The sequence below is a fragment of the Leucothrix pacifica genome (assembly GCF_003172875.1).
GTDB lineage: Bacteria > Pseudomonadota > Gammaproteobacteria > Thiotrichales > Thiotrichaceae > Leucothrix > Leucothrix pacifica.
Genome location: NZ_QGKM01000104.1, coordinates 1 through 17839, shown reverse-complemented (window position 1 = coordinate 17839; position 17839 = coordinate 1). Strand labels below are relative to the sequence as shown.

The following is a 17839-nucleotide window of genomic DNA, read 5'->3' as shown; positions in this document are numbered from 1 at the left end:
CGACTTGCATGTGTTAAGCATACCGCCAGCGTTCAATCTGAGCCAGGATCAAACTCTTCAGTTAAATTAGTTCGCAATATAAATATTGCTATATCTTTTAGCTGAAGCTTTAAATCCTAACTTATACGTATAATCAAAAATTAACGTTCGTTAGGTTCATTGCTTCTTGCAGTTTCTTGCAAGCCACAAATCCCCACACAAGTTATTTGGTCTCTTTTGTTAATTAGCTACCAAGATCTCTATCTCAGCGAGGAGGCGTATTCTATACAACCCTCAAATTCTGTCAATCATTTTTTTGTGATTTATTTTCGAAGTAAACATCTAAAAAATAAACTACTCAAAACAATTCCGTTCGAACCGTAAAACAAACTGCTTTGCGTCCGAACGAGCTGCGCATTATAGAGATAAAATCACCCTTGGCAAGCATTATTCAAAAGTTTTTTAAGCTTGGGTTAATTTAAAATTTTCAAGAGATCTCACGCCAGGAAAAACCATGCTCCTGACAGGCCATACTCACCCATTCCGACTCACAGTCGGCTCCACGATATAACGCGGATTGTGCATATTCTTTTAAGTTGTTTTTTTCACTGACATGCCCACCAATCAGGTGCTGCATTTTAGAAAGGTCGAGCTTCTTAAGGATGGCTTCTGATTGGCGATTATCTAAATGCCCCAAACCACCGGATACACGTTGCTTTAGAGAATAAGGATACTCCCCCGTCATCAACATATCGTGATCATAGTTACATTCCAGCATTAGCCCATCGAGTGAAACAAGGTTTTCCATTACATGAGGAGTTTCCCGACCCAGATCACTCAGCACAGCAAGTCTCAGACTGCCATCACTAAATACGAACTGACATGGCTCACGGGCATCATGTGGCACGGGGAATGCCTGCAGATGAATATCGTTAATAGAAAATGCATCATGCGGGTCGATAAAGTTGGTTATTTCAAAGCCGGTATCTTTGCTTGCATGATGAGTCCCTACCGTCAACCAAACGGGCAATTTATATTTACGGGATAAACGACCCACACCGTTTACATGATCACCATGCTCATGGGTTACTACTACACCATCAATCGAGGAAGGCTCGCATCCTAAACGGAGCAAGCGCTTTTCTGTTTCTTTCACAGAGAAACCACAGTCCAGTAAGATTCTGGTCGAACCTACCTCGATAAGCGTCGAGTTCCCCTTACTACCACTACCCAACGAAGCGAAACGAATCATTAGGAAGCAGTATACTCTTTGAGGAAACGCTTCAACACTTGGTTCGCCACATCTGCAGACAATGGTTTGTTAGCACCATTACGGAAGGTAATAAATGATGAGCCACCCTCAGTTGCAACAATGACCTTATAAGCAGCACCTTTGTTAAGCTTACCAAGGCTCTTATTAAGGAAGGCTCCGATAGGACTACCTGAGTCAGCTACTTGTGAACGATCACGACCATCAATTACACCACTTGCTTCGTCACTCTTACTTACAGTAACGCCCATTGCCTTCAATGCATCCAATGTACGCTTCCAAATCAATTTATCACTATTAATCTGCAGCGTACGATCATCTCCGCGAGTAATAATACTGACTTCACTGGCAGATGGTGCTGTCAAACTACTGTCGACCAATGGAACTGCATCTGAAATACCCGTACTGCCTGAGGCGGCTTTATCCGACACATCTGTCAAATAGGTTTTATCGTACTCAGGCGCATCCAAATCCGACGGTACTTCTAATACTTTGACAGACTTATGATCACTGTAATCAATCAAATTAGTCACATCGGTCATTCTGGAAATAGACGAACAGCCCGTAGTCACGCTAACCGCTAAACAAAGTGATAGATATTTCATACGTACAATCCGATTAAATTAGTCAATATTGATGCCTAGCTGAAGCATAGCATCTGCCAGACCAGCGTGCAGTGACTCGTCAAATGGCACTAGCGGTAAACGAATACCGTTGATATCGCCGTAACCCATTTTAGCCATTGCCCACTTTACCGGTATAGGGTTTGAATCACAGAACAACGCTTGGTGAAGTGGCTTCGCTTTATTATCCAGATTCAAGGCAGTCTCTCTATCGCCTGCCAGAGCAGCGGCACAAATATCATGCATCAACTGAGGCGCTACATTGGCAGTTACAGAGATATTCCCTTTACCACCCAATAAAATCAACTCAAATGCCGTTGGGTCATCACCACTCAGAATATCCATACGATCTGCACAGCGCTCGATCAACTCAGCAGCGCGTTGCAAATCGCCCGTCGCCTCTTTGATACCAACAATATTGCTAATACTCGCAAGACGATCCACGGTATCTGGAAGAATATCGCTGACCGTACGACCCGGAACATTATAAAGGATCTGAGGAATAGCAACGCCATCCGCCAACGCTTTGAAGTGCTGATAAAGCCCTTCCTGATTCGGCTTATTGTAGTAGGGCGCAACAAGCAGTGCAGCGTCTGCACCGACCTTGTGGGCGGCAGTCGTCAACTCCAGCGCTTCAGCAGTGCTGTTAGACCCGGTACCAGCAATCACCGGAATCTTTTTATCAACGATATCGACCACGCGTTTCAGAACATATCGGTGCTCTTCATGAGACAACGTCGCTGATTCACCAGTGGTACCCACCGCAACAATTGCATCTGTCTGATTATCAAGATGGAAACCCACCAACGCCTCTAGCGCTGCCTCATCCACTTGACCCGAAGCTGTCATCGGCGTAATCAGCGCGACCATACTTCCCTGAAACATTAAACCCTCCAACGTGGTTAGCTCAGTTAGGAATTAACTGAGTGTTATGACCAGTATAAATTGAAGAAAGTCTAATAGTGCACCTATAGAAACACAAGATAAATAAAGGTATGTAGCATTCAGCCTGTCAATCGGATAATTTATGAGTCATTGAATGATAAATATGGAAGAAATTATGCCTGCTTTAGAAGTTGGACAAGTTGTCCCTGATTTTTCTGCCCCTGCAACGAGTGAAACGACCTTTACCCTGTCAGATTATCGCGGTAAGTCGAATGTGATCATTTACTTTTATCCTAAAGACAGCACACCAGGGTGCACGACTGAAGGTCAGAACTTTAGGGATATGAAAGAGGAACTGGACGCGTTGGATACCATCGTTGTAGGTGTATCCAAAGACACCATGCGACGCCATGAAAACTTCAAAGCAAAGCAAGAGTTTAATTTCGAACTAATCTCTGATGTGGATGAGGAAGTCTGCAATCTCTTCAATGTTATCCAACTGAAAAAGCTGTACGGCAAAGAATACATGGGCATCGTCCGCAGTACTTTTCTTATTGATAAAGAAGGCGTACTGCGCGAGCACTGGGATAAGGTGAAGGTGAAAGGTCATGCGGACGCCGTTCTGGAGTCAGTTAAAGCACTTTAACGCCTAAAGATCAGCACAAGATGAGAATATCTAGCCCCTTGCTACAGTTTTACTTCATCCCTTCTGCTGATCTCTACCTGATCGGATAATAACGCATGAAACCCAGTCATAAAAAAGGCCTGAGAAATTACTCAGGCCTGTAGGAGAAATACATTGCCAGGCGGGCAGCCACACAACCTCCAACAATGAATTAATCAGTGAATACTGTCATTCCCTTCAATCACCGTCTCTGAAAAAATCCGCTCAAGATCAATTTCATCAACCTGATAATGCGTATTACAGAAATCACAAGTCACTTCAATCTTGCCCTGTTCACGCAAAGTTTCCTGGGCTTCCTTACGACCCAAGCCAATCAGCATATCGTCCACTTTCTTCTGCGAACAACCACACTCAAACCCTAGCGCTTCAGCATCATAGAGTCGAAGATTCTCTTCATGGAACAAGCGATGCAACAGAGTTTCTACATCCAGCGTCAACAGCTCATCTGTTTTGACCGTTTCTGCGAGCATGCGAGTACGATTCCAACCATCTTCATCCTCAGCAGTACCCGGTAAACGTTGCACCATCAAACCAGCAACAGACGTTTCACCAACCGCTAATTCCAAACGCGTCTTCAGCTGTTCTGACTGCTCGAAATATGCCGTCAAACATTCCGCCAGCGTATTTCCTTCAAGGCCAACAATACTTTGGTAACGCTCACCCTGTCCTTCTTCAGGCTCAACAGTGATTACCAACGTTGCTTCTTTACCAAACAGATTTGGTACAGTCGCTTCGACATCAATATCATCAGACCAACGTGCCATACCACGCATCTTACCCTCTGAAGTCGCCTGCACGACCAACATGCTTAGTGGATTTCCCCCGTTCACTTGAATGACCAACGTCCCTTTGTATTTGATGGTGGCCGACAACAAAGCCACAGCAGCAAATGCCTCGCCCAACATTTGGCGAACCGGTGCAGGGTAATCCGCACAGTCAGTCAGCGCCTGCCATGCCTTATCAAGCTGCACCCATTCACCACGCACATTGGCGTCATCAATCAAAAAACGATGTAGTTTATCCATAGTATTTTCTCAGTAAGCGGGACGCCTTAAGCGTCCAACTTTGCTTTTAGTAAGCGATTCACTTCAGCAGGATTAGCCTTACCCTTGGAAGCCTTCATAACCTGACCGACAAAGAAGCCAAACAATTTATCTTTGCCCGAGCGGTATTGTTCATACTGACCAGGATTCGCAGCAATGATCTCATCGATAATACTTTCAATCGCACCACTGTCAGTGATTTGCTTCAGTCCTTTCGCTTCAATGATCTCATCAGCATCCCCTTCACCATTCCAGATCGCTTCGAAGACATCCTTAGCGATTTTTCCGGAGATGGTGTTGTCAGCAATACGCTTGATTAGTCCAGTCAACTGCTCAGCAGAAACTTTGGATTCTGTGACATCCAGCTCTGCTTTATTCAAGTGGCTGGCTAATTCACCATTCACCCAGTTCGCAGACAGCTTTGCTTCACCCGTGGCTTCAGCAACTGCTTCAAAGTAATCCGATAAAGCGCGGTTAGAGGTCAACACACCCGCATCAAACGCACTTAACTCAAACTGATTGATAAAGCGCTGCTTCTTTTGCTCTGGCAATTCAGGCAACTCAGCTCGCACGCTATCACGTAGCTCCTGAGTAATCGCAACGGGTAACAAATCCGGATCAGGGAAGTAACGATAGTCATTCGCCTCTTCCTTAGAGCGCATGGAGCGAGTTTCGTCTTTGTCGGGATCAAATAAACGCGTCTCCTGAACGACCTCACCACCGGCTTCAATGACATCAATCTGGCGCTCAACTTCAATATTAATCGCACGCTCAACGAATTTGAATGAGTTGATGTTTTTCAGTTCGGCACGTGTACCAAACTCAGCCTGTCCTTTTGGACGGACCGACACATTGGCATCACAGCGGAACGAGCCTTCCTGCATATTGCCGTCACAAATCCCAAGAAACTGAACCAGCGAATGAATTTTCTTCATGTACGCCACAGCTTCTTTGGCATTACTCATGTCCGGCTCAGAAACGATTTCAAGCAGAGGTGTTCCCGAACGATTCAAGTCAACACCAGTTTGACCAGCGAAGTCTTTGTGCAGTGACTTACCAGCATCTTGCTCCAGATGAGCACGTGTTACACCGATACGTTTGGTTTCGCCATTTTCCAGCTCAATATCCAAGTGACCCAAACCAACAATCGGCTTATCAAACTGACTGATTTGATAGCCCTGCGGCAAGTCAGGATAGAAGTAGTTTTTACGAGCAAACACTGAGACATCCGGTACGTCAGCCTCAATCGCCATACCAAACATCACCGCTTTACGAACCGCATCAATATTAAGCACTGGCAATACACCCGGCATTGCCAGATCAACTACATTGGCTTGCGTGTTCGGCTCAGCCCCATAAGCGGTTGACGAACCTGAAAACAGCTTACTTTTCGTTGAAAGCTGAGCGTGGATTTCTAATCCGATAACAGTTTCCCATTCCATCGTCTTAACCTCCAAATCCTTCAGGGGATTGCTTGTGCCAATCCGTTGCTTGCTGGAACTGATGCGCGACGTTTAATAAACGCGACTCATCAAAGTAATTACCGATAATTTGTAAACCGACTGGCAAGCCTTCTGCCGGCTCGACAGGTACTGATATTGCCGGCAAGCCTGCCAAGTTGACTGCTAATGTGTAAATATCGGATAGATACATACTCACTGGATCATCCGACTTTTCACCCAATTTAAAGGCAGTCGTTGGAGATACTGGCCCCATAATCACATCGACATTTTCGAAGGCTTGTACAAAGTCATCTTTGATCTTGCGGCGAACTTTTTGTGCTTTCAGGTAATACGCGTCGTAGTAACCTGCTGATAAAGCATAAGTACCAACCATAATACGGCGCTTAACTTCAGAACCAAAACCTTCGGCACGAGAGCGCTTATACATATCTTCAAGATCCACCGGATCTTCACAACGATGTCCATAACGCACACCATCAAGTCGCGATAAGTTTGCGGAACACTCTGCAGGTGCAATCACGTAGTAAGACGGGATAGCCAAACCAGTATTGGGTAACTCAATCTCAACAATTTCAGCGCCTAGCTCTTTATATTTATCTAGTGCTGATTTGATGGAAGCAGCAACGCCCTCATCCAAACCTTCACCAAAATATTCAGCAGGAACACCAATGCGTAGACCTTGCAAAGATTGATCGAGGCCAGCGGCATAATCTTCGACTTCACGCTCTGAGGAGGTAGAATCCTTCTCATCAAAACCGGCCATCGCGCCTAGCACCAATGCACAATCCGCTGCATCACGAGCAAATACACCACCCTGATCCAAACTGGACGCATAAGCAATCATACCGAAACGAGACACACGACCATAAGTCGGCTTAATGCCGGTAATGCCGGTTAACGATGCAGGTTGGCGAATCGAGCCACCCGTATCTGTTCCGGTAGCCATTGGTACTAAGCGCGCTGCAACGGCTGCAGCACTTCCGCCTGATGAGCCACCCGGCACACGCTCTGTATCCCAAGGGTTTTTAACTGCACCGTAATAGCTGCTTTCGTTTGATGAACCCATGGCGAATTCATCCATATTGGTTTTACCCAACATAGGCATACCTGCGGCTTTCAACTTCTCAACAACCGTCGCATTGTACGGTGAAATAAAGTTATCCAGCATTTTTGAGGCACAAGACGTTTTCACACCATCCGTACAGAAAATATCTTTGAGCGCCATCGGAATACCCGTTAGCGGGCCAGCGGTTCCGGCTGCAATTTGTGCATCCGCTTCTGCTGCCTGTGCTAAAGCGATCTCTGGTGTAACCGTGATAAAGCTATTTAAAGACTCATCGTATTTTTCGATACGATCTAAAAAGTGCTGAGTCAACTCAACACTGGTAAATTCACCCGCGCGCAAACCTGCCGCAAGTTCAGTTAGGGACTTGTTATGCATGGCTGGGATCACTCAAGAACTTTAGGAACGAGGTATAAACCGGCTTCAGTATTCGGCGCAATGGCCTGAAACTTTTCACGCTGATTCACTTCCGTGACGATATCATCACGCAGGCGTTGCGTGGCGTCCTGTGGGTTTGCCATTGGCTCTATGTCTGCAACATCCGCTGCATCCATTTGCTCAACGAGACCCAATATATTGGACAGGTTATTTGCGTATGGCTCGATATCCGCCTCGTCAATGGCAAGGCGGGCCAAGTGTGAGATTTTTTTTACGTCAGAGGCCGTCAAAGACATGGAACCTGTGCTCCTGAAAAAATTAGCAAGCGCAGGAATTTAACACAATGCACCCCTGCAAGGAATCATTGGCTTATAATGGCGGCCTTAAATTATTTATCAACCCGCGATGAGTTGTAAAATATCGGCGATGTGATCAGGTTCACCAGCAATACTGGTTTGAGCAAGCAATAATGCTGCCAGTATGATGGTCATAAATATCCAGAACGATGTGCGTACCATATAGACCCCCTATTTGGTTTGGCTATTTTTTGTAAGATTGTTTAAATCAGTGTAGGCAATTTAGAACCCAATTACACCGTTTGGTGCCATGATTTTTGTTACGGTTCGGTCATATTTTCCCGACGAACCGATTGAATTCGGGTACACTTCGCAGCAAATATTGAAACTAGGAATAACCCGCATGAACATTCGTCAGCTTCTCGAAACACGTGTTGAGCAAGCCATGGAAACCGCTGGTGCCGCTAAAGGTTCACCGGCAGTCATTAAGCCCTCAGGTCGCCCTGAGTTTGGCGATTATCAAGCCAATGGCATCATGGGTGCTGCAAAGAAGCTAAAAATGAACCCTCGTCAATTAGCAACGAGTGTACTGGAACATTTGGATCTCGACGGAATAGCTGCCACTGTCGAAATTGCGGGTCCGGGCTTCATTAATATTCACCTCTCAGACGAATGGTTGTCCACGCAAGCTGAACACACCCTTAAGGACAAGTCATTAAACATTGAAAGTAGTACGCCATCACAGACTATTGTCATTGATTACTCCGGCCCGAATCTCGCAAAAGAGATGCATGTTGGCCACTTACGCTCCACCATTATTGGGGACGTCGTTACACGTACCTTAAAGTTTCTGGGCCACAATGTGATCCCGCAAAACCACGTGGGTGACTGGGGTACGCAGTTCGGTATGTTACTGGCTCATATGAAAAGCCTGATGGATAACATGGACAGCAATGATGAGCTATCCATGCAACTGGCTGACCTTGAGAGTTTTTATCGTGACGCTAAGAATCGTTTTGATAATGAAGAAGGTTTTGCCGATATCGCGCGTGATTATGTAGTTAAGCTGCAATCGGGTGATGCCGAGTGCTATGCGCTGTGGCAGCAGTTCGTTGAAGTTTCACTGAGCCATTGTGATGCGGTTTATGAGCGACTCGGTGTACTGCTCACCCGTGACGACTTAATGCCTGAGAGTGCTTACAATGATGACTTGCCGCAGGTGGTTGAAGATTTAAAACAAGCGGGTTTGATTACTGAAAATGACGGCGCGCAATGCGTATTTTTGGAGGAATTCAAAGGACGCGACGACACCCTACTTCCGGCAATCGTGCAGAAATCTGACGGCGGTTATCTCTACGCAACCTCTGACTTAGCTGCACTTCGTTATCGTCATAACACGCTGCACGCTGATCGCATGCTGTACTTTGTTGACGCACGCCAAAGCACTCACCTTGCGCAAGTCTACGCCATCAGTAAAAAAGCCGGTTTCGTCCCTGAGAGTACGTCATTAGAGCACATGGCCTTCGGCACTATGATGGGGCAGAACGGTAAGCCGTTTGCAACGCGTACTGGAGGTACAGTAAAGCTGGTTGATCTTTTAGAAGAAGCAGAGCAACGTGCATTTGACTTGGTTAGCGAGAAGAATCCTGATCTGGGTGAAGCAGCGCGTAGAGAAATTGCCAAGTTGGTTGGTGTGGGCGCGGTTAAATATGCTGACCTTAGTAAGAACCGTACCTCTGACTATATCTTCAATTGGGAAACCATGCTTAGCTTCGAAGGGAATACCGCACCTTATCTGCAATATGCCCATGCGCGAATTCGTAGCATTTTTGCGAAGGCGGGGGATGTAGATACCTCTGCGGATATTGCGATCAAAGCACCTTCTGAGCACCAGCTTGCACTGACGCTGATGCGTTTTTCTGAAGCGCTGGAAATAGTTGAAAAAGATGGTACTCCAAACACCTTGTGTAATTATCTGTTTGAATTGGCGGGTAACTTCATGACGTTTTATGAGGCCTGTCCAATTCTGAAAGATGATGTGCCAGTCGAAGACCGCAGCAGTCGTTTGCAGTTAGCGCAGTTGACGGCTAATACGCTTAAGACTGGACTGGGGTTATTGGGGATTGAAGCGCCTGAGCGGATGTAACGCACAGGGCAGCCCACTCAAAAAACACACCTATTCAAAATTACCGTCTAAAGGCTGTTGGCAACATTCGTTTGCTGGCAGTCTTTTAAATGCCTCTTTCAACTCTGCTATACTCAAAAACACATTCAAGATAAACCCGCTAGTATTTCGGAACCCTGCAATGAGTGCGCTTGAAGAATTTAACTACACGACACCTGAAGCTTACCTACTCGCTGAAAACGACCGCGAGTCTGGTATAAAATATGAGTATAGCAATGGACTTGTATATGCGATGGCGGGAGCGAGCCGTAATCATAATCAAGTTTCAATGAACTTTGCCGGACTACTTTTCATGCACCTGAAAGGAGGCCGTTGTCGAGTAACCCAATCTGATATGAAAGTCGCCATCAATAAGGGAAACGAAAATTACTTCTACTATCCTGATGTACAAGTTAGCTGTGAAGACGAAGATAATAAATACTACAACACCTCCCCCTGCCTTATCGTAGAAGTGCTTTCTGACAGTACCGCACGTATCGACCGAAATGAAAAACTAGCGGCCTACCGCCAGCTGGAATCGTTACAGGAATATGTCCTCTGCTCGCAAGACTTTCCCGCTATTGAAATCTACCGACACAGCACTGATTGGGCAGTAGAGCGATATACCTCAGGACAAACTGTGGTATTAGAGTCCGTTGGCTATGAACTGGTACTAGACGAGCTTTACGACTTTTTATTGCCGTTAGCACAAGCATCGCAAGAATCGCAAGAATAAGAAGTACATTGAAGTAATTGAACAGATAATCCCGACAATACCAATAACAGAACAACTATAGCTATTAGTATCCAACTCGGGATATTCTAGCTGAAACAACTCCTTCATAACTAAAGTGGCTAAATTATGAAATTAACTCGTTTCACCTCTCTAACTGTGTCTACATCACTTGCAGCACTTATCTTAAGTACCCCTCTAACCTCCCACGCCCTGGAACTCGTCGAAAAAGTCGAAAACTTCCAAATAGCACGCGTTACCAGTTCCGAAGTCTGCTTTGCGGTACTCAACACCAAATCCACAAAAGGCGCTGAAGTCACCTTCGCTACCTACAAAACAAAATCCGGCGATCGCTGGCAAGTGGCTGGTTTTGTTAAAGATGAAGATATCACCATCAAAGGTGACCTACTGAGTATTCGCTTTGATGATAAACACCTCATGGCTCGCGGCATTGAGTTCAGTAAGGGAGACTTTGCACTCCCATTTACTGAAAAAAGTGATTTAGAAGCCTTTGACTCTCATATCGCAGAAAAAAGCACAATGGAATTACAACTCAAACTACTCGACGACAGCATCACCGTGCCACTGCCCGAGCTCCGCAAAGCCAAAGAAGCGATTGATAACTGCTTGAAAGCGATCTAAATCACAGAGTAAATTGCTGCTAAAAACATGCGGCAGCGCAACAAATAAATTTTAATTAGTGAGCCTATAAACTAATCTTATAAGATAAGCTTATGCCTATATTAGATACTTCCATTAGATGAACGGCTAAATAACGCGCATGATGTCAGGTCTGGAAATCTAATACAGAAGTGATCGAGGTAGGTATGAGCTCATTACCAAAGTTTGAGGACCACGATAAGCAAGAGGTGAAATATTCCACTTGCTATATGTGTGCCTGCCGCTGTGGCATCAAAGTGACAGTCGAAGATAAAAAAATTCGATACATAGAAGGAAATCGCGACCACCCAATTAATAAGGGCGTTTTATGTGCCAAGGGTAATGCCGGCATCATGAAGCAGAACTCACCCGCAAAACTGTCTACGCCATTGCTGCGTAAGCCAGGCACTAAGCGTGGTGAAGGTGAGTACGAAGCGATTAGCATGGAAAAGGCGATGGACATCCTGACCGAGCGCCTTAAAAACATCCGTGATACTGACCCAAAAAAACTGGCGTACTTCACTGGCCGTGACCAGATGCAAGCATTCACCGGTATGTGGGCGACACAATTCGGCACCATCAACTGGGCAGCCCACGGTGGTTTTTGTTCGGTCAATATGGCCGCTGGCGGACTCTATACCATGGGTCACGCCTTCTGGGAGTTCGGTGATCCGGACTGGGATCGCACTAAATATTTCATGATGTGGGGCGTTGCAGACGATCACGCATCTAACCCGATTAAAATTGGTCTGGAGAAGATCAAACGTCGTGGTGCTAAATTTGTGTCGGTTAACCCGACGCGTACCGGTTATCAGGCGATTGCAGATGAGTGGATCGGTATTACGCCGGGCACCGACATGCAATTCGCACTGTCGATGGTTCACACACTGCTGAAGCATGATCAGTTCGACTGGGAATTCCTGATTCGTTACACCAACTCCGCGTACTTGGTTGTTAACACGCCGGGCGAGAAGGGCGATGGTTTATTCCTACGTGATGAAGATGGCAACCCGCTATCTTGGGACATGGAAAAGGAAGCAGCGGTAAACGCTAACCTGCCTGACATCAACCCTGCCCTATTCTACGAAGGTGAAGTAAACGGCAAGCCGGTACGCAGTGCGATGGTGATTTTCGCTGAGACTTATCTTGATGATAAATACTCACCGGAAAACTCGGCTGCAATCACCGGCATTCCCGCTGAAACGATTGAGCGTATCGCCCTTGAAATGGCACACGTTGCCTTCAAAGAAACGATTGAAATCGAACAAGAGTGGACGGATTACGCGGGACGTAAACACGATAAGTTTATCGGTCGCCCGGTTTCCATGCATGCGATGCGTGGTATTTCTGCTCACTCAAACGGTTTTCAGGCCTGTCGTGCGATTCACTTCGTACAAATTCTGCTTGGTTCTGTGGATTGTCCGGGAGGTCATCTGGCTAAGCCGCCCTACCCAAAACACATTCCGCCTGCATTAAAACCGGCGAAACACACCGCTCCAAACACACCGCTCAAGTCACCACCACTAGGCTTCCCAACAGCACCGGAAGACTTAGTTATTGATGACGACGGCAAGCCACTACGTATTGATAAAGCCTTCTCTTGGGATGCGCCGATCTCAAACCACGGTTTGATGCACATGGTCATCACTAATGCAGTCAAGGGTGACCCTTACCCCATCGACACATTGATGATGTTCATGGCGAATATGTCATGGAACTCCACCATGAACACCTCCGAAGTACGCGACATGTTGTGTGAGCAGGATGAAAATGGCGAACATAAGATTCCGTTTATTGTGGTGTCAGATGCCTACCATTCTGAGATTGTAAACTTCGCAGATTTGGTCATTCCGGATACCACCTATCTTGAGCGCTTCGACACCATCTCAATGTTGGACCGCCCTATTTCGGAGCCACATTCAGCCTGTGATGCGATGCGTCAGCCCATTCTTACGCCAGACCGTGATGTGCTGCCTTGGCAGGATGTACAGTTTGAAATTGGTAATCGCCTCAAATTCCCTGTGTTCGTCGACAAAGATGGCAACCGCAAATACAAAGACTATAAAGACTTTGTTGTGAACTGGGAAAAAGAACCGGGTATCGGCTTGCTTGCAGGCTGGCGCTTGGATGAAGACGGCAATGAAGTCCACCTTCGCGGAAAACCAAACCCGAAACAATGGGAGCGTTACGCAGAAAATGGCGCCTTTATGGAAGTCCATTTCCCACCTGAGACACGCTACTATCGTCATGCCAATAAAGACTATCTGACATGGGCGAAGAGCAACGGTTGGGTTGGCTCAACGGATCAAATCGTGATGGAGCTTTATTCCGAAACCATGCAAAAGTTTAACTTAGCAGGTCAAGGTTTATACGATGGCCTAATGCCAACGGAGCAGCATCACAAAGACCGTCTGACCAAATACTTCAAACCACTGCCTGAGTTCTACACACCATTGGAGCAAACGCGAATTGATGAAGAGGAATACCCATTCCACGCCATCAACCAGCGCCCAATGTTCATGTATCACTCATGGGATTCGCAGAACGCGTGGTTACGCCAGATCATCTCCCAAAACTTCTTGTACATGAATCGCGAACAAGGCGAGGAAATGGGCATCGAAGATAAATCCTGGGTTTGGGTGGAATCGCATAACGGCAAGATTCGCGTACAAGTTAAACTTATGGAAGGCTGTGTGAAAAACACCGTTTGGACATGGAATGCCATCGCGAAACAGTCCGGTGCATGGGGTCTTAAAAAAGACGCTAACGAAGCCAAAGACGCCTTCCTGATGAATCACCTGATCTCGGAACTGTTACCGAAGAAAGGCGACAACTTAGACAACGTCACCAACTCTGACCCAATCACTGGTCAAGCTGCTTGGTATGACTTACGCGTTAAAATCTATCCGGTTGAAAACGGCGAAACCGGTGCTTACCCACAATTCCCGGAAATGAAGAAAGTACCGGGCATGGGCGAGTCACCTGACATTCTTCGCTACAATGCACATGTGAATGGTCAATCAGTACAGCTACATCGTTCGATGGAAGATATTCTGTCTCGCGGTAGTGTTCACGATAATGCTGATTACAAAAACGGTGATGATAAAAAGACTAGCGGAAACAACGGGAGTCAATCATGAAATTAGGATTAGTTGTTGATCTGGATGTCTGTGTTGGCTGCCATGCCTGCGCGGTCTCCTGCAAACAGTGGAACACCTCGGGAACCACCGGCCCACTGACCGACTACGCGCCATACGACGAAGACCCAAGCGGTGTTTGGTTTAACCGCGTGCGTCACTTTGAAGTCGGCGATTTCCCAAACAGTAAAACCGTCAATATGCCGATGTCGTGCATGCACTGTGAGCAAGCGGACTGTGTGGATGTTTGTCCAACGGGTGCATCCTACAAACGTGCAGAAGATGGCATTGTATTGATCGATCAAGACAAGTGCATGGGCTGCAACTATTGCTCATGGGCTTGCCCATACGGTGCACGTGAATTAGACCGTGATACCGGCACCATGAAAAAGTGTACGCTGTGTGTGGATCGCATTTACGATGAAAGCCTGAATGAAATTGACCGTCAGCCTTCATGCGTCATCACCTGCCCTGCGCATGCGCGCCACTTCGGTGACTTTGATGATCCAAATTCAAATGTCAGCACCTTGGTTCGCGAGCGTGGCGGTCACCAGTTAATGCCGGAACTGGGCTACAGCCCAACCAACCATTATCTGCCACCGCGCATTATGAAGCCTCAGCAAACCGCTGAGACCCCTAGAAAATCATTGATCAGCTCAGTTAAAGACTGGGTCAATCAGTCTGTAGCACGATAAGGAGAGCCTCATGCATCCCGCTTTTTCTGTGATTGCGTTTACGGTGTCTTCAGGTGCCGGATTCGGTTTATACATGCTGCTGGTCATGGCGCATGTATTTGGTTTTTTAACAATGGAACGCGGCACGATTATCACTGCCACCATTCTTGCGATGGTATTGATTATCGCTGGTCTGCTTTCCTCTACTCAGCACTTGGCAAACCCTAAAAATGCCTGGCGTGCCTTCTTCCGATTCAGAACCTCGTGGCTGTCTCGTGAAGGCGTTTTCGCCGTGTTGTTCTTCCCATTTGCCATGCTGTATTTGTTGGGCGTGTTTCTCAGCGATACTGGCAGCATCGGCTTTTTCACCAAGCTGATGGGCTTGTTTGGTGTGATGCTGGCTTTTGCCACGCTGTTTAGCCAAGGCATGATCTACGGCTGCCTAAAGACGATCAAGCAATGGAATACACCACTAACGCCAACTAACTACATCTTGCTGGCATTTGCCACTGGTGCGCTACTGTTCAACTTGCTATTGGCAATGAATGGGCACGAGTCATTGGGCATGATGGGTGGTATTACGCTGGGACTGATCTTTATTGCAATGATTGCCAAAGGCATTTATTACTTCTGGATTCGTACGCCGAGCAGCTCCAGTATTAACACTGCGACTGGCTTTGCGCGTGGCAAGGTTCGTTTGTTGGATGTTGGGCATACCGCTGGTACGTTTTTGACTGAGGAATTCGGCTATAAAACAGCAAAGGGACAGCTGAATATTTTGAAGGTTGTTGTGTTTGCTTGTGGCTTCTTTATTCCGTTTTTACTGACTACGTTTATGGTGGTTGGTGCTAGTGCAGCTGTGTTCTCAGCGTTGCTGGCGTTTGTTGTGGCGATGGTTGGGATTACTGCGGAGCGTTGGTTGTTTTTTGCTGAAGCGCGACATGTGGTGAATCTTTATCATGGGGCGCAGCGGACTTAATCACGCAAGAACCTTACACTTAAATCCTGTCGGCTCTATAATCTATATGTACATAATATAGCCGACAAGGATTTATTGCGTGAATCATACCCAAAACTGGTTTGTATGGAACTGCTTCATTGAAGAAGAAAATCTCCCTCCTACTTTTATCTACGGTTATGCTGTAGAAACTTTTATAGAAAACAACAACTTACTAACTCCTCAAACTGAACAGCTAATTGCTGGTAGAAAGGTTTATTTCGTTCAAGAGATTGTTAGCCCCAGAGATTTCAGAGATCGCTTTACATCAGAATCACTTGAGATTGCGGAACAAGTAATTCCTGTCTATTTCCAAAAAAATGTTATCCAACAACGCCTCGGACACTATGCTCCTGCTTCTTTATCCCTTACAGTAAAAAATCCTAAGGAGCTTAGTGAACGTTTAGGGGAGTCTGATGAGTTTATTGCTGCACTTTTAGCTACTCTTGAAAAAAGGTTGGTCTTCCCTTTCGGGACGAAAAATACTATGAGCGACTAGGTTGTTTTGAATGCATATCCAATCATGACTGGTTAGACAAAAGCCCTCCCTTTCAAATCAATATCACGAAAAGTAGTAAACCAGAAATTGAAAGTTTAGAGGTTCGAAGAGCATCAGCCTTTGCAGTTAATTGCCACCTCATGCACTTAATACTGAGGAGCAAGGGAAGTGTTGTCAGAGATAGAATTTACACAATCCCCAAAGATACAACCATATTCACTCTTCCTGACAATATAGTTGCTTTCTCTCAAATTGAAGCTTGGCTATTCACTGAAGATGGCCATACTGCTCTGCACTACGAAAACCATAATTTAGTACAAGAAATTGGTATCTCTGGTGGGATAGTAACTGGCTCTAAAATCATTAAAGACAAACTAAGTGAGAAGGCGGCAGGAAAAAGTAAGCTTCTGGGAAAACAAGCAGAGCTGGTAAAAACATCTTCATTAGGATCTATGAGTTCCGTTACATTATTTTCAAAGGGCAGTTGGCCAGATATCAAGCCATTGATTAAAAATAGGGTTAAACGCTTTTTCGTAACGCCAAAAGTCGACCGCTGGTTTTCAAAAGGGATTGAAAACGAGATAGAGGTTATTAAGCACATACGAGACTTAGTCAACTCTAGAAAATCTAAAAGAGCTATATTGGTTGATCCATTTTTTGGCTATGACGCACTTCAACGCTTTGTGCTGCGCATTGAAAGTAGTGACACTGATCTGACTATCATTACCAGCTTAGGTAGTGAAAATCCTGATAGTCATACTGAGAAAACAGATGACCCAAATGCACTGATTCAAAAGACCCTCCACGAATTTTCAGATATCATGATAAGCGATTTACAGGTACTTAATGTCAGAACTAGAAAAGGTACTCAAGCATTTCATGATAGGTATTTGTGTATCTATGATCGGGAAGATAATGCCAACGTATATCTCTTATCAAACAGTATCAACAAAGCATCAGGAAATTGGCCTTTTTGTATGACCCTGCTTGCTCATGACGTTGCACATAGAGCTAAAAAATATATCGAGGGCCTTTGTGATGGAAAAGATATTGAAAGCAATCAAGCTTTAGAGGTTACCTATAAATGGCCCGAGGAATAAAGAGTATAGAGTTACACTCGGATCAACATGTTGCTAGTTTCTTTCGCTGGCTATTTCAGCTCAACCAATCCGATACTGGTGAGATGATTCAAAAAGCAATAGAGCAAGGCTTTATTCGCGATATAAGCGAACTTAGTTGGAGTGCGAACGGAAAAGCTATAAATCTTTACCCTCTGTACACGACAATTTA

The 17839-nt window shown here is 45.7% G+C and carries 18 protein-coding genes and 1 rRNA gene; 10 read left to right on the top strand and 9 right to left on the bottom strand.

Going from position 1 to position 17839, the window contains the following annotated elements:
• The 4 genes from DKW60_RS22160 to dapA all read right to left on the bottom strand — a co-directional run.
• Window positions 1–64: ribosomal RNA gene (locus DKW60_RS22160) — 16S ribosomal RNA — on the bottom strand; the annotation flags it as partial.
• A 402-nt stretch (window positions 65–466) separates the two neighbouring features.
• The gene (locus DKW60_RS22155; protein ID WP_181389851.1) at window positions 467–1231 is read right to left on the bottom strand and encodes an MBL fold metallo-hydrolase; all 765 of its coding nucleotides are present in this window, start codon (window positions 1229–1231) and stop codon (window positions 467–469) included.
• Entirely contained in the window at window positions 1231–1854 is a 624-nt protein-coding gene (gene bamC, locus DKW60_RS22150) for an outer membrane protein assembly factor BamC (protein WP_109839841.1), read from the bottom strand. Before bamC ends, DKW60_RS22155 begins: the two co-directional genes overlap by 1 nt.
• An 18-nt stretch (window positions 1855–1872) precedes the next feature.
• Entirely contained in the window at window positions 1873–2757 is an 885-nt protein-coding gene (gene dapA / locus DKW60_RS22145) for a 4-hydroxy-tetrahydrodipicolinate synthase (protein ID WP_109839840.1), read from the bottom strand.
• 175 nt (window positions 2758–2932) lie between these two features.
• Here dapA and bcp point away from each other — a divergent pair, with 175 nt between their 5' ends.
• On the top strand, window positions 2933–3403 hold the full coding sequence (gene bcp, locus DKW60_RS22140) for a thioredoxin-dependent thiol peroxidase (RefSeq protein ID WP_109839842.1): 471 nt from the start codon (window positions 2933–2935) through the stop codon (window positions 3401–3403).
• A 194-nt stretch (window positions 3404–3597) separates the two neighbouring features.
• On the opposite strand, the gene hslO is transcribed toward bcp, so the two are convergent.
• From hslO to DKW60_RS24555, 5 genes are all read right to left on the bottom strand, one after another.
• Window positions 3598–4467 (bottom strand): Hsp33 family molecular chaperone HslO, encoded by an 870-nt coding sequence (gene hslO, locus DKW60_RS22135; protein ID WP_109839839.1) that lies wholly within the window; start codon window positions 4465–4467, stop codon window positions 3598–3600.
• Window positions 4468–4493: 26 nt separating this feature from the next.
• Window positions 4494–5927, bottom strand: coding sequence for an Asp-tRNA(Asn)/Glu-tRNA(Gln) amidotransferase subunit GatB (gene gatB, locus DKW60_RS22130; RefSeq protein ID WP_109839838.1), 1434 nt, complete (start codon window positions 5925–5927; stop codon window positions 4494–4496).
• A 4-nt stretch (window positions 5928–5931) separates the two neighbouring features.
• A complete protein-coding gene (gatA, locus tag DKW60_RS22125) occupies window positions 5932–7389 on the bottom strand; it encodes an Asp-tRNA(Asn)/Glu-tRNA(Gln) amidotransferase subunit GatA (RefSeq protein WP_109839837.1) in 1458 nt (485 codons plus the stop codon).
• An 8-nt stretch (window positions 7390–7397) separates the two neighbouring features.
• Window positions 7398–7685 carry an Asp-tRNA(Asn)/Glu-tRNA(Gln) amidotransferase subunit GatC gene (gatC, locus tag DKW60_RS22120; RefSeq protein ID WP_109839836.1) on the bottom strand — a complete coding sequence of 96 codons (288 nt, stop codon included), beginning with the start codon at window positions 7683–7685 and terminating at the stop codon, window positions 7398–7400.
• A 99-nt stretch (window positions 7686–7784) separates the two neighbouring features.
• Window positions 7785–7907, bottom strand: a complete 123-nt coding sequence (locus DKW60_RS24555) for a hypothetical protein (protein ID WP_281271879.1) — start codon at window positions 7905–7907, stop codon at window positions 7785–7787.
• A 181-nt stretch (window positions 7908–8088) separates the two neighbouring features.
• Between DKW60_RS24555 and argS the strand changes: the two genes are divergently transcribed.
• The 9 genes from argS to DKW60_RS24165 form a co-directional block, all read left to right on the top strand.
• Window positions 8089–9831, top strand: a complete 1743-nt coding sequence (argS, locus tag DKW60_RS22115; RefSeq protein WP_109839835.1) for an arginine--tRNA ligase — start codon at window positions 8089–8091, stop codon at window positions 9829–9831.
• A gap of 160 nt (window positions 9832–9991) precedes the next feature.
• Complete coding sequence (locus tag DKW60_RS22110) at window positions 9992–10585, top strand: Uma2 family endonuclease (RefSeq protein WP_109839834.1); 594 nt, start codon at window positions 9992–9994, stop codon at window positions 10583–10585.
• Window positions 10586–10711: 126 nt separating this feature from the next.
• Window positions 10712–11224, top strand: coding sequence for a hypothetical protein (locus tag DKW60_RS22105; RefSeq protein ID WP_109839833.1), 513 nt, complete (start codon window positions 10712–10714; stop codon window positions 11222–11224).
• A gap of 185 nt (window positions 11225–11409) precedes the next feature.
• On the top strand, window positions 11410–14382 hold the full coding sequence (locus DKW60_RS22100; RefSeq protein WP_109839832.1) for a molybdopterin oxidoreductase family protein: 2973 nt from the start codon (window positions 11410–11412) through the stop codon (window positions 14380–14382).
• Window positions 14379–15074: a 4Fe-4S dicluster domain-containing protein gene (locus tag DKW60_RS22095; RefSeq protein WP_109839831.1), complete on the top strand. Its 696-nt coding sequence runs from the start codon at window positions 14379–14381 to the stop codon at window positions 15072–15074. Before DKW60_RS22100 ends, DKW60_RS22095 begins: the two co-directional genes overlap by 4 nt.
• A gap of 10 nt (window positions 15075–15084) precedes the next feature.
• Window positions 15085–16032, top strand: a complete 948-nt coding sequence (locus DKW60_RS22090) for a dimethyl sulfoxide reductase anchor subunit family protein (RefSeq protein WP_109839830.1) — start codon at window positions 15085–15087, stop codon at window positions 16030–16032.
• 79 nt (window positions 16033–16111) lie between these two features.
• Window positions 16112–16549: a hypothetical protein gene (locus DKW60_RS22085; RefSeq protein ID WP_109839829.1), complete on the top strand. Its 438-nt coding sequence runs from the start codon at window positions 16112–16114 to the stop codon at window positions 16547–16549.
• Window positions 16550–16563: 14 nt separating this feature from the next.
• Window positions 16564–17649 carry a VPA1262 family N-terminal domain-containing protein gene (locus DKW60_RS22080; protein ID WP_245929764.1) on the top strand — a complete coding sequence of 362 codons (1086 nt, stop codon included), beginning with the start codon at window positions 16564–16566 and terminating at the stop codon, window positions 17647–17649.
• Window positions 17634–17839, top strand: a 206-nt coding sequence (locus DKW60_RS24165) for a hypothetical protein (protein WP_219988870.1), incomplete at its 3' end; no start/stop codon positions are given. The genes DKW60_RS22080 and DKW60_RS24165, both read left to right, overlap by 16 nt.

Excerpts from the sequence above, each read along its gene's own strand:
- bcp (WP_109839842.1), top strand. The coding sequence starts at position 2,933 with ATGCCTGCTTTAGAAGTTGGACAAGTTGTCCCTGATTTTTCTGCCCCT.
- gatA (WP_109839837.1), bottom strand. The coding sequence starts at position 7,389 with ATGCATAACAAGTCCCTAACTGAACTTGCGGCAGGTTTGCGCGCGGGT.
- DKW60_RS22100 (WP_109839832.1), top strand. The coding sequence starts at position 11,410 with ATGAGCTCATTACCAAAGTTTGAGGACCACGATAAGCAAGAGGTGAAA.
- DKW60_RS22155 (WP_181389851.1), bottom strand. The coding sequence starts at position 1,231 with ATGATTCGTTTCGCTTCGTTGGGTAGTGGTAGTAAGGGGAACTCGACG.
- DKW60_RS22090 (WP_109839830.1), top strand. The coding sequence starts at position 15,085 with ATGCATCCCGCTTTTTCTGTGATTGCGTTTACGGTGTCTTCAGGTGCC.
- DKW60_RS24555 (WP_281271879.1), bottom strand. The coding sequence starts at position 7,907 with ATGGTACGCACATCGTTCTGGATATTTATGACCATCATACTGGCAGCA.
- bamC (WP_109839841.1), bottom strand. The coding sequence starts at position 1,854 with ATGAAATATCTATCACTTTGTTTAGCGGTTAGCGTGACTACGGGCTGT.
- hslO (WP_109839839.1), bottom strand. The coding sequence starts at position 4,467 with ATGGATAAACTACATCGTTTTTTGATTGATGACGCCAATGTGCGTGGT.
- DKW60_RS22105 (WP_109839833.1), top strand. The coding sequence starts at position 10,712 with ATGAAATTAACTCGTTTCACCTCTCTAACTGTGTCTACATCACTTGCA.
- gatB (WP_109839838.1), bottom strand. The coding sequence starts at position 5,927 with ATGGAATGGGAAACTGTTATCGGATTAGAAATCCACGCTCAGCTTTCA.
- gatC (WP_109839836.1), bottom strand. The coding sequence starts at position 7,685 with ATGTCTTTGACGGCCTCTGACGTAAAAAAAATCTCACACTTGGCCCGC.
- DKW60_RS22095 (WP_109839831.1), top strand. The coding sequence starts at position 14,379 with ATGAAATTAGGATTAGTTGTTGATCTGGATGTCTGTGTTGGCTGCCAT.
- argS (WP_109839835.1), top strand. The coding sequence starts at position 8,089 with ATGAACATTCGTCAGCTTCTCGAAACACGTGTTGAGCAAGCCATGGAA.
- dapA (WP_109839840.1), bottom strand. The coding sequence starts at position 2,757 with ATGTTTCAGGGAAGTATGGTCGCGCTGATTACGCCGATGACAGCTTCG.
- DKW60_RS22110 (WP_109839834.1), top strand. The coding sequence starts at position 9,992 with ATGAGTGCGCTTGAAGAATTTAACTACACGACACCTGAAGCTTACCTA.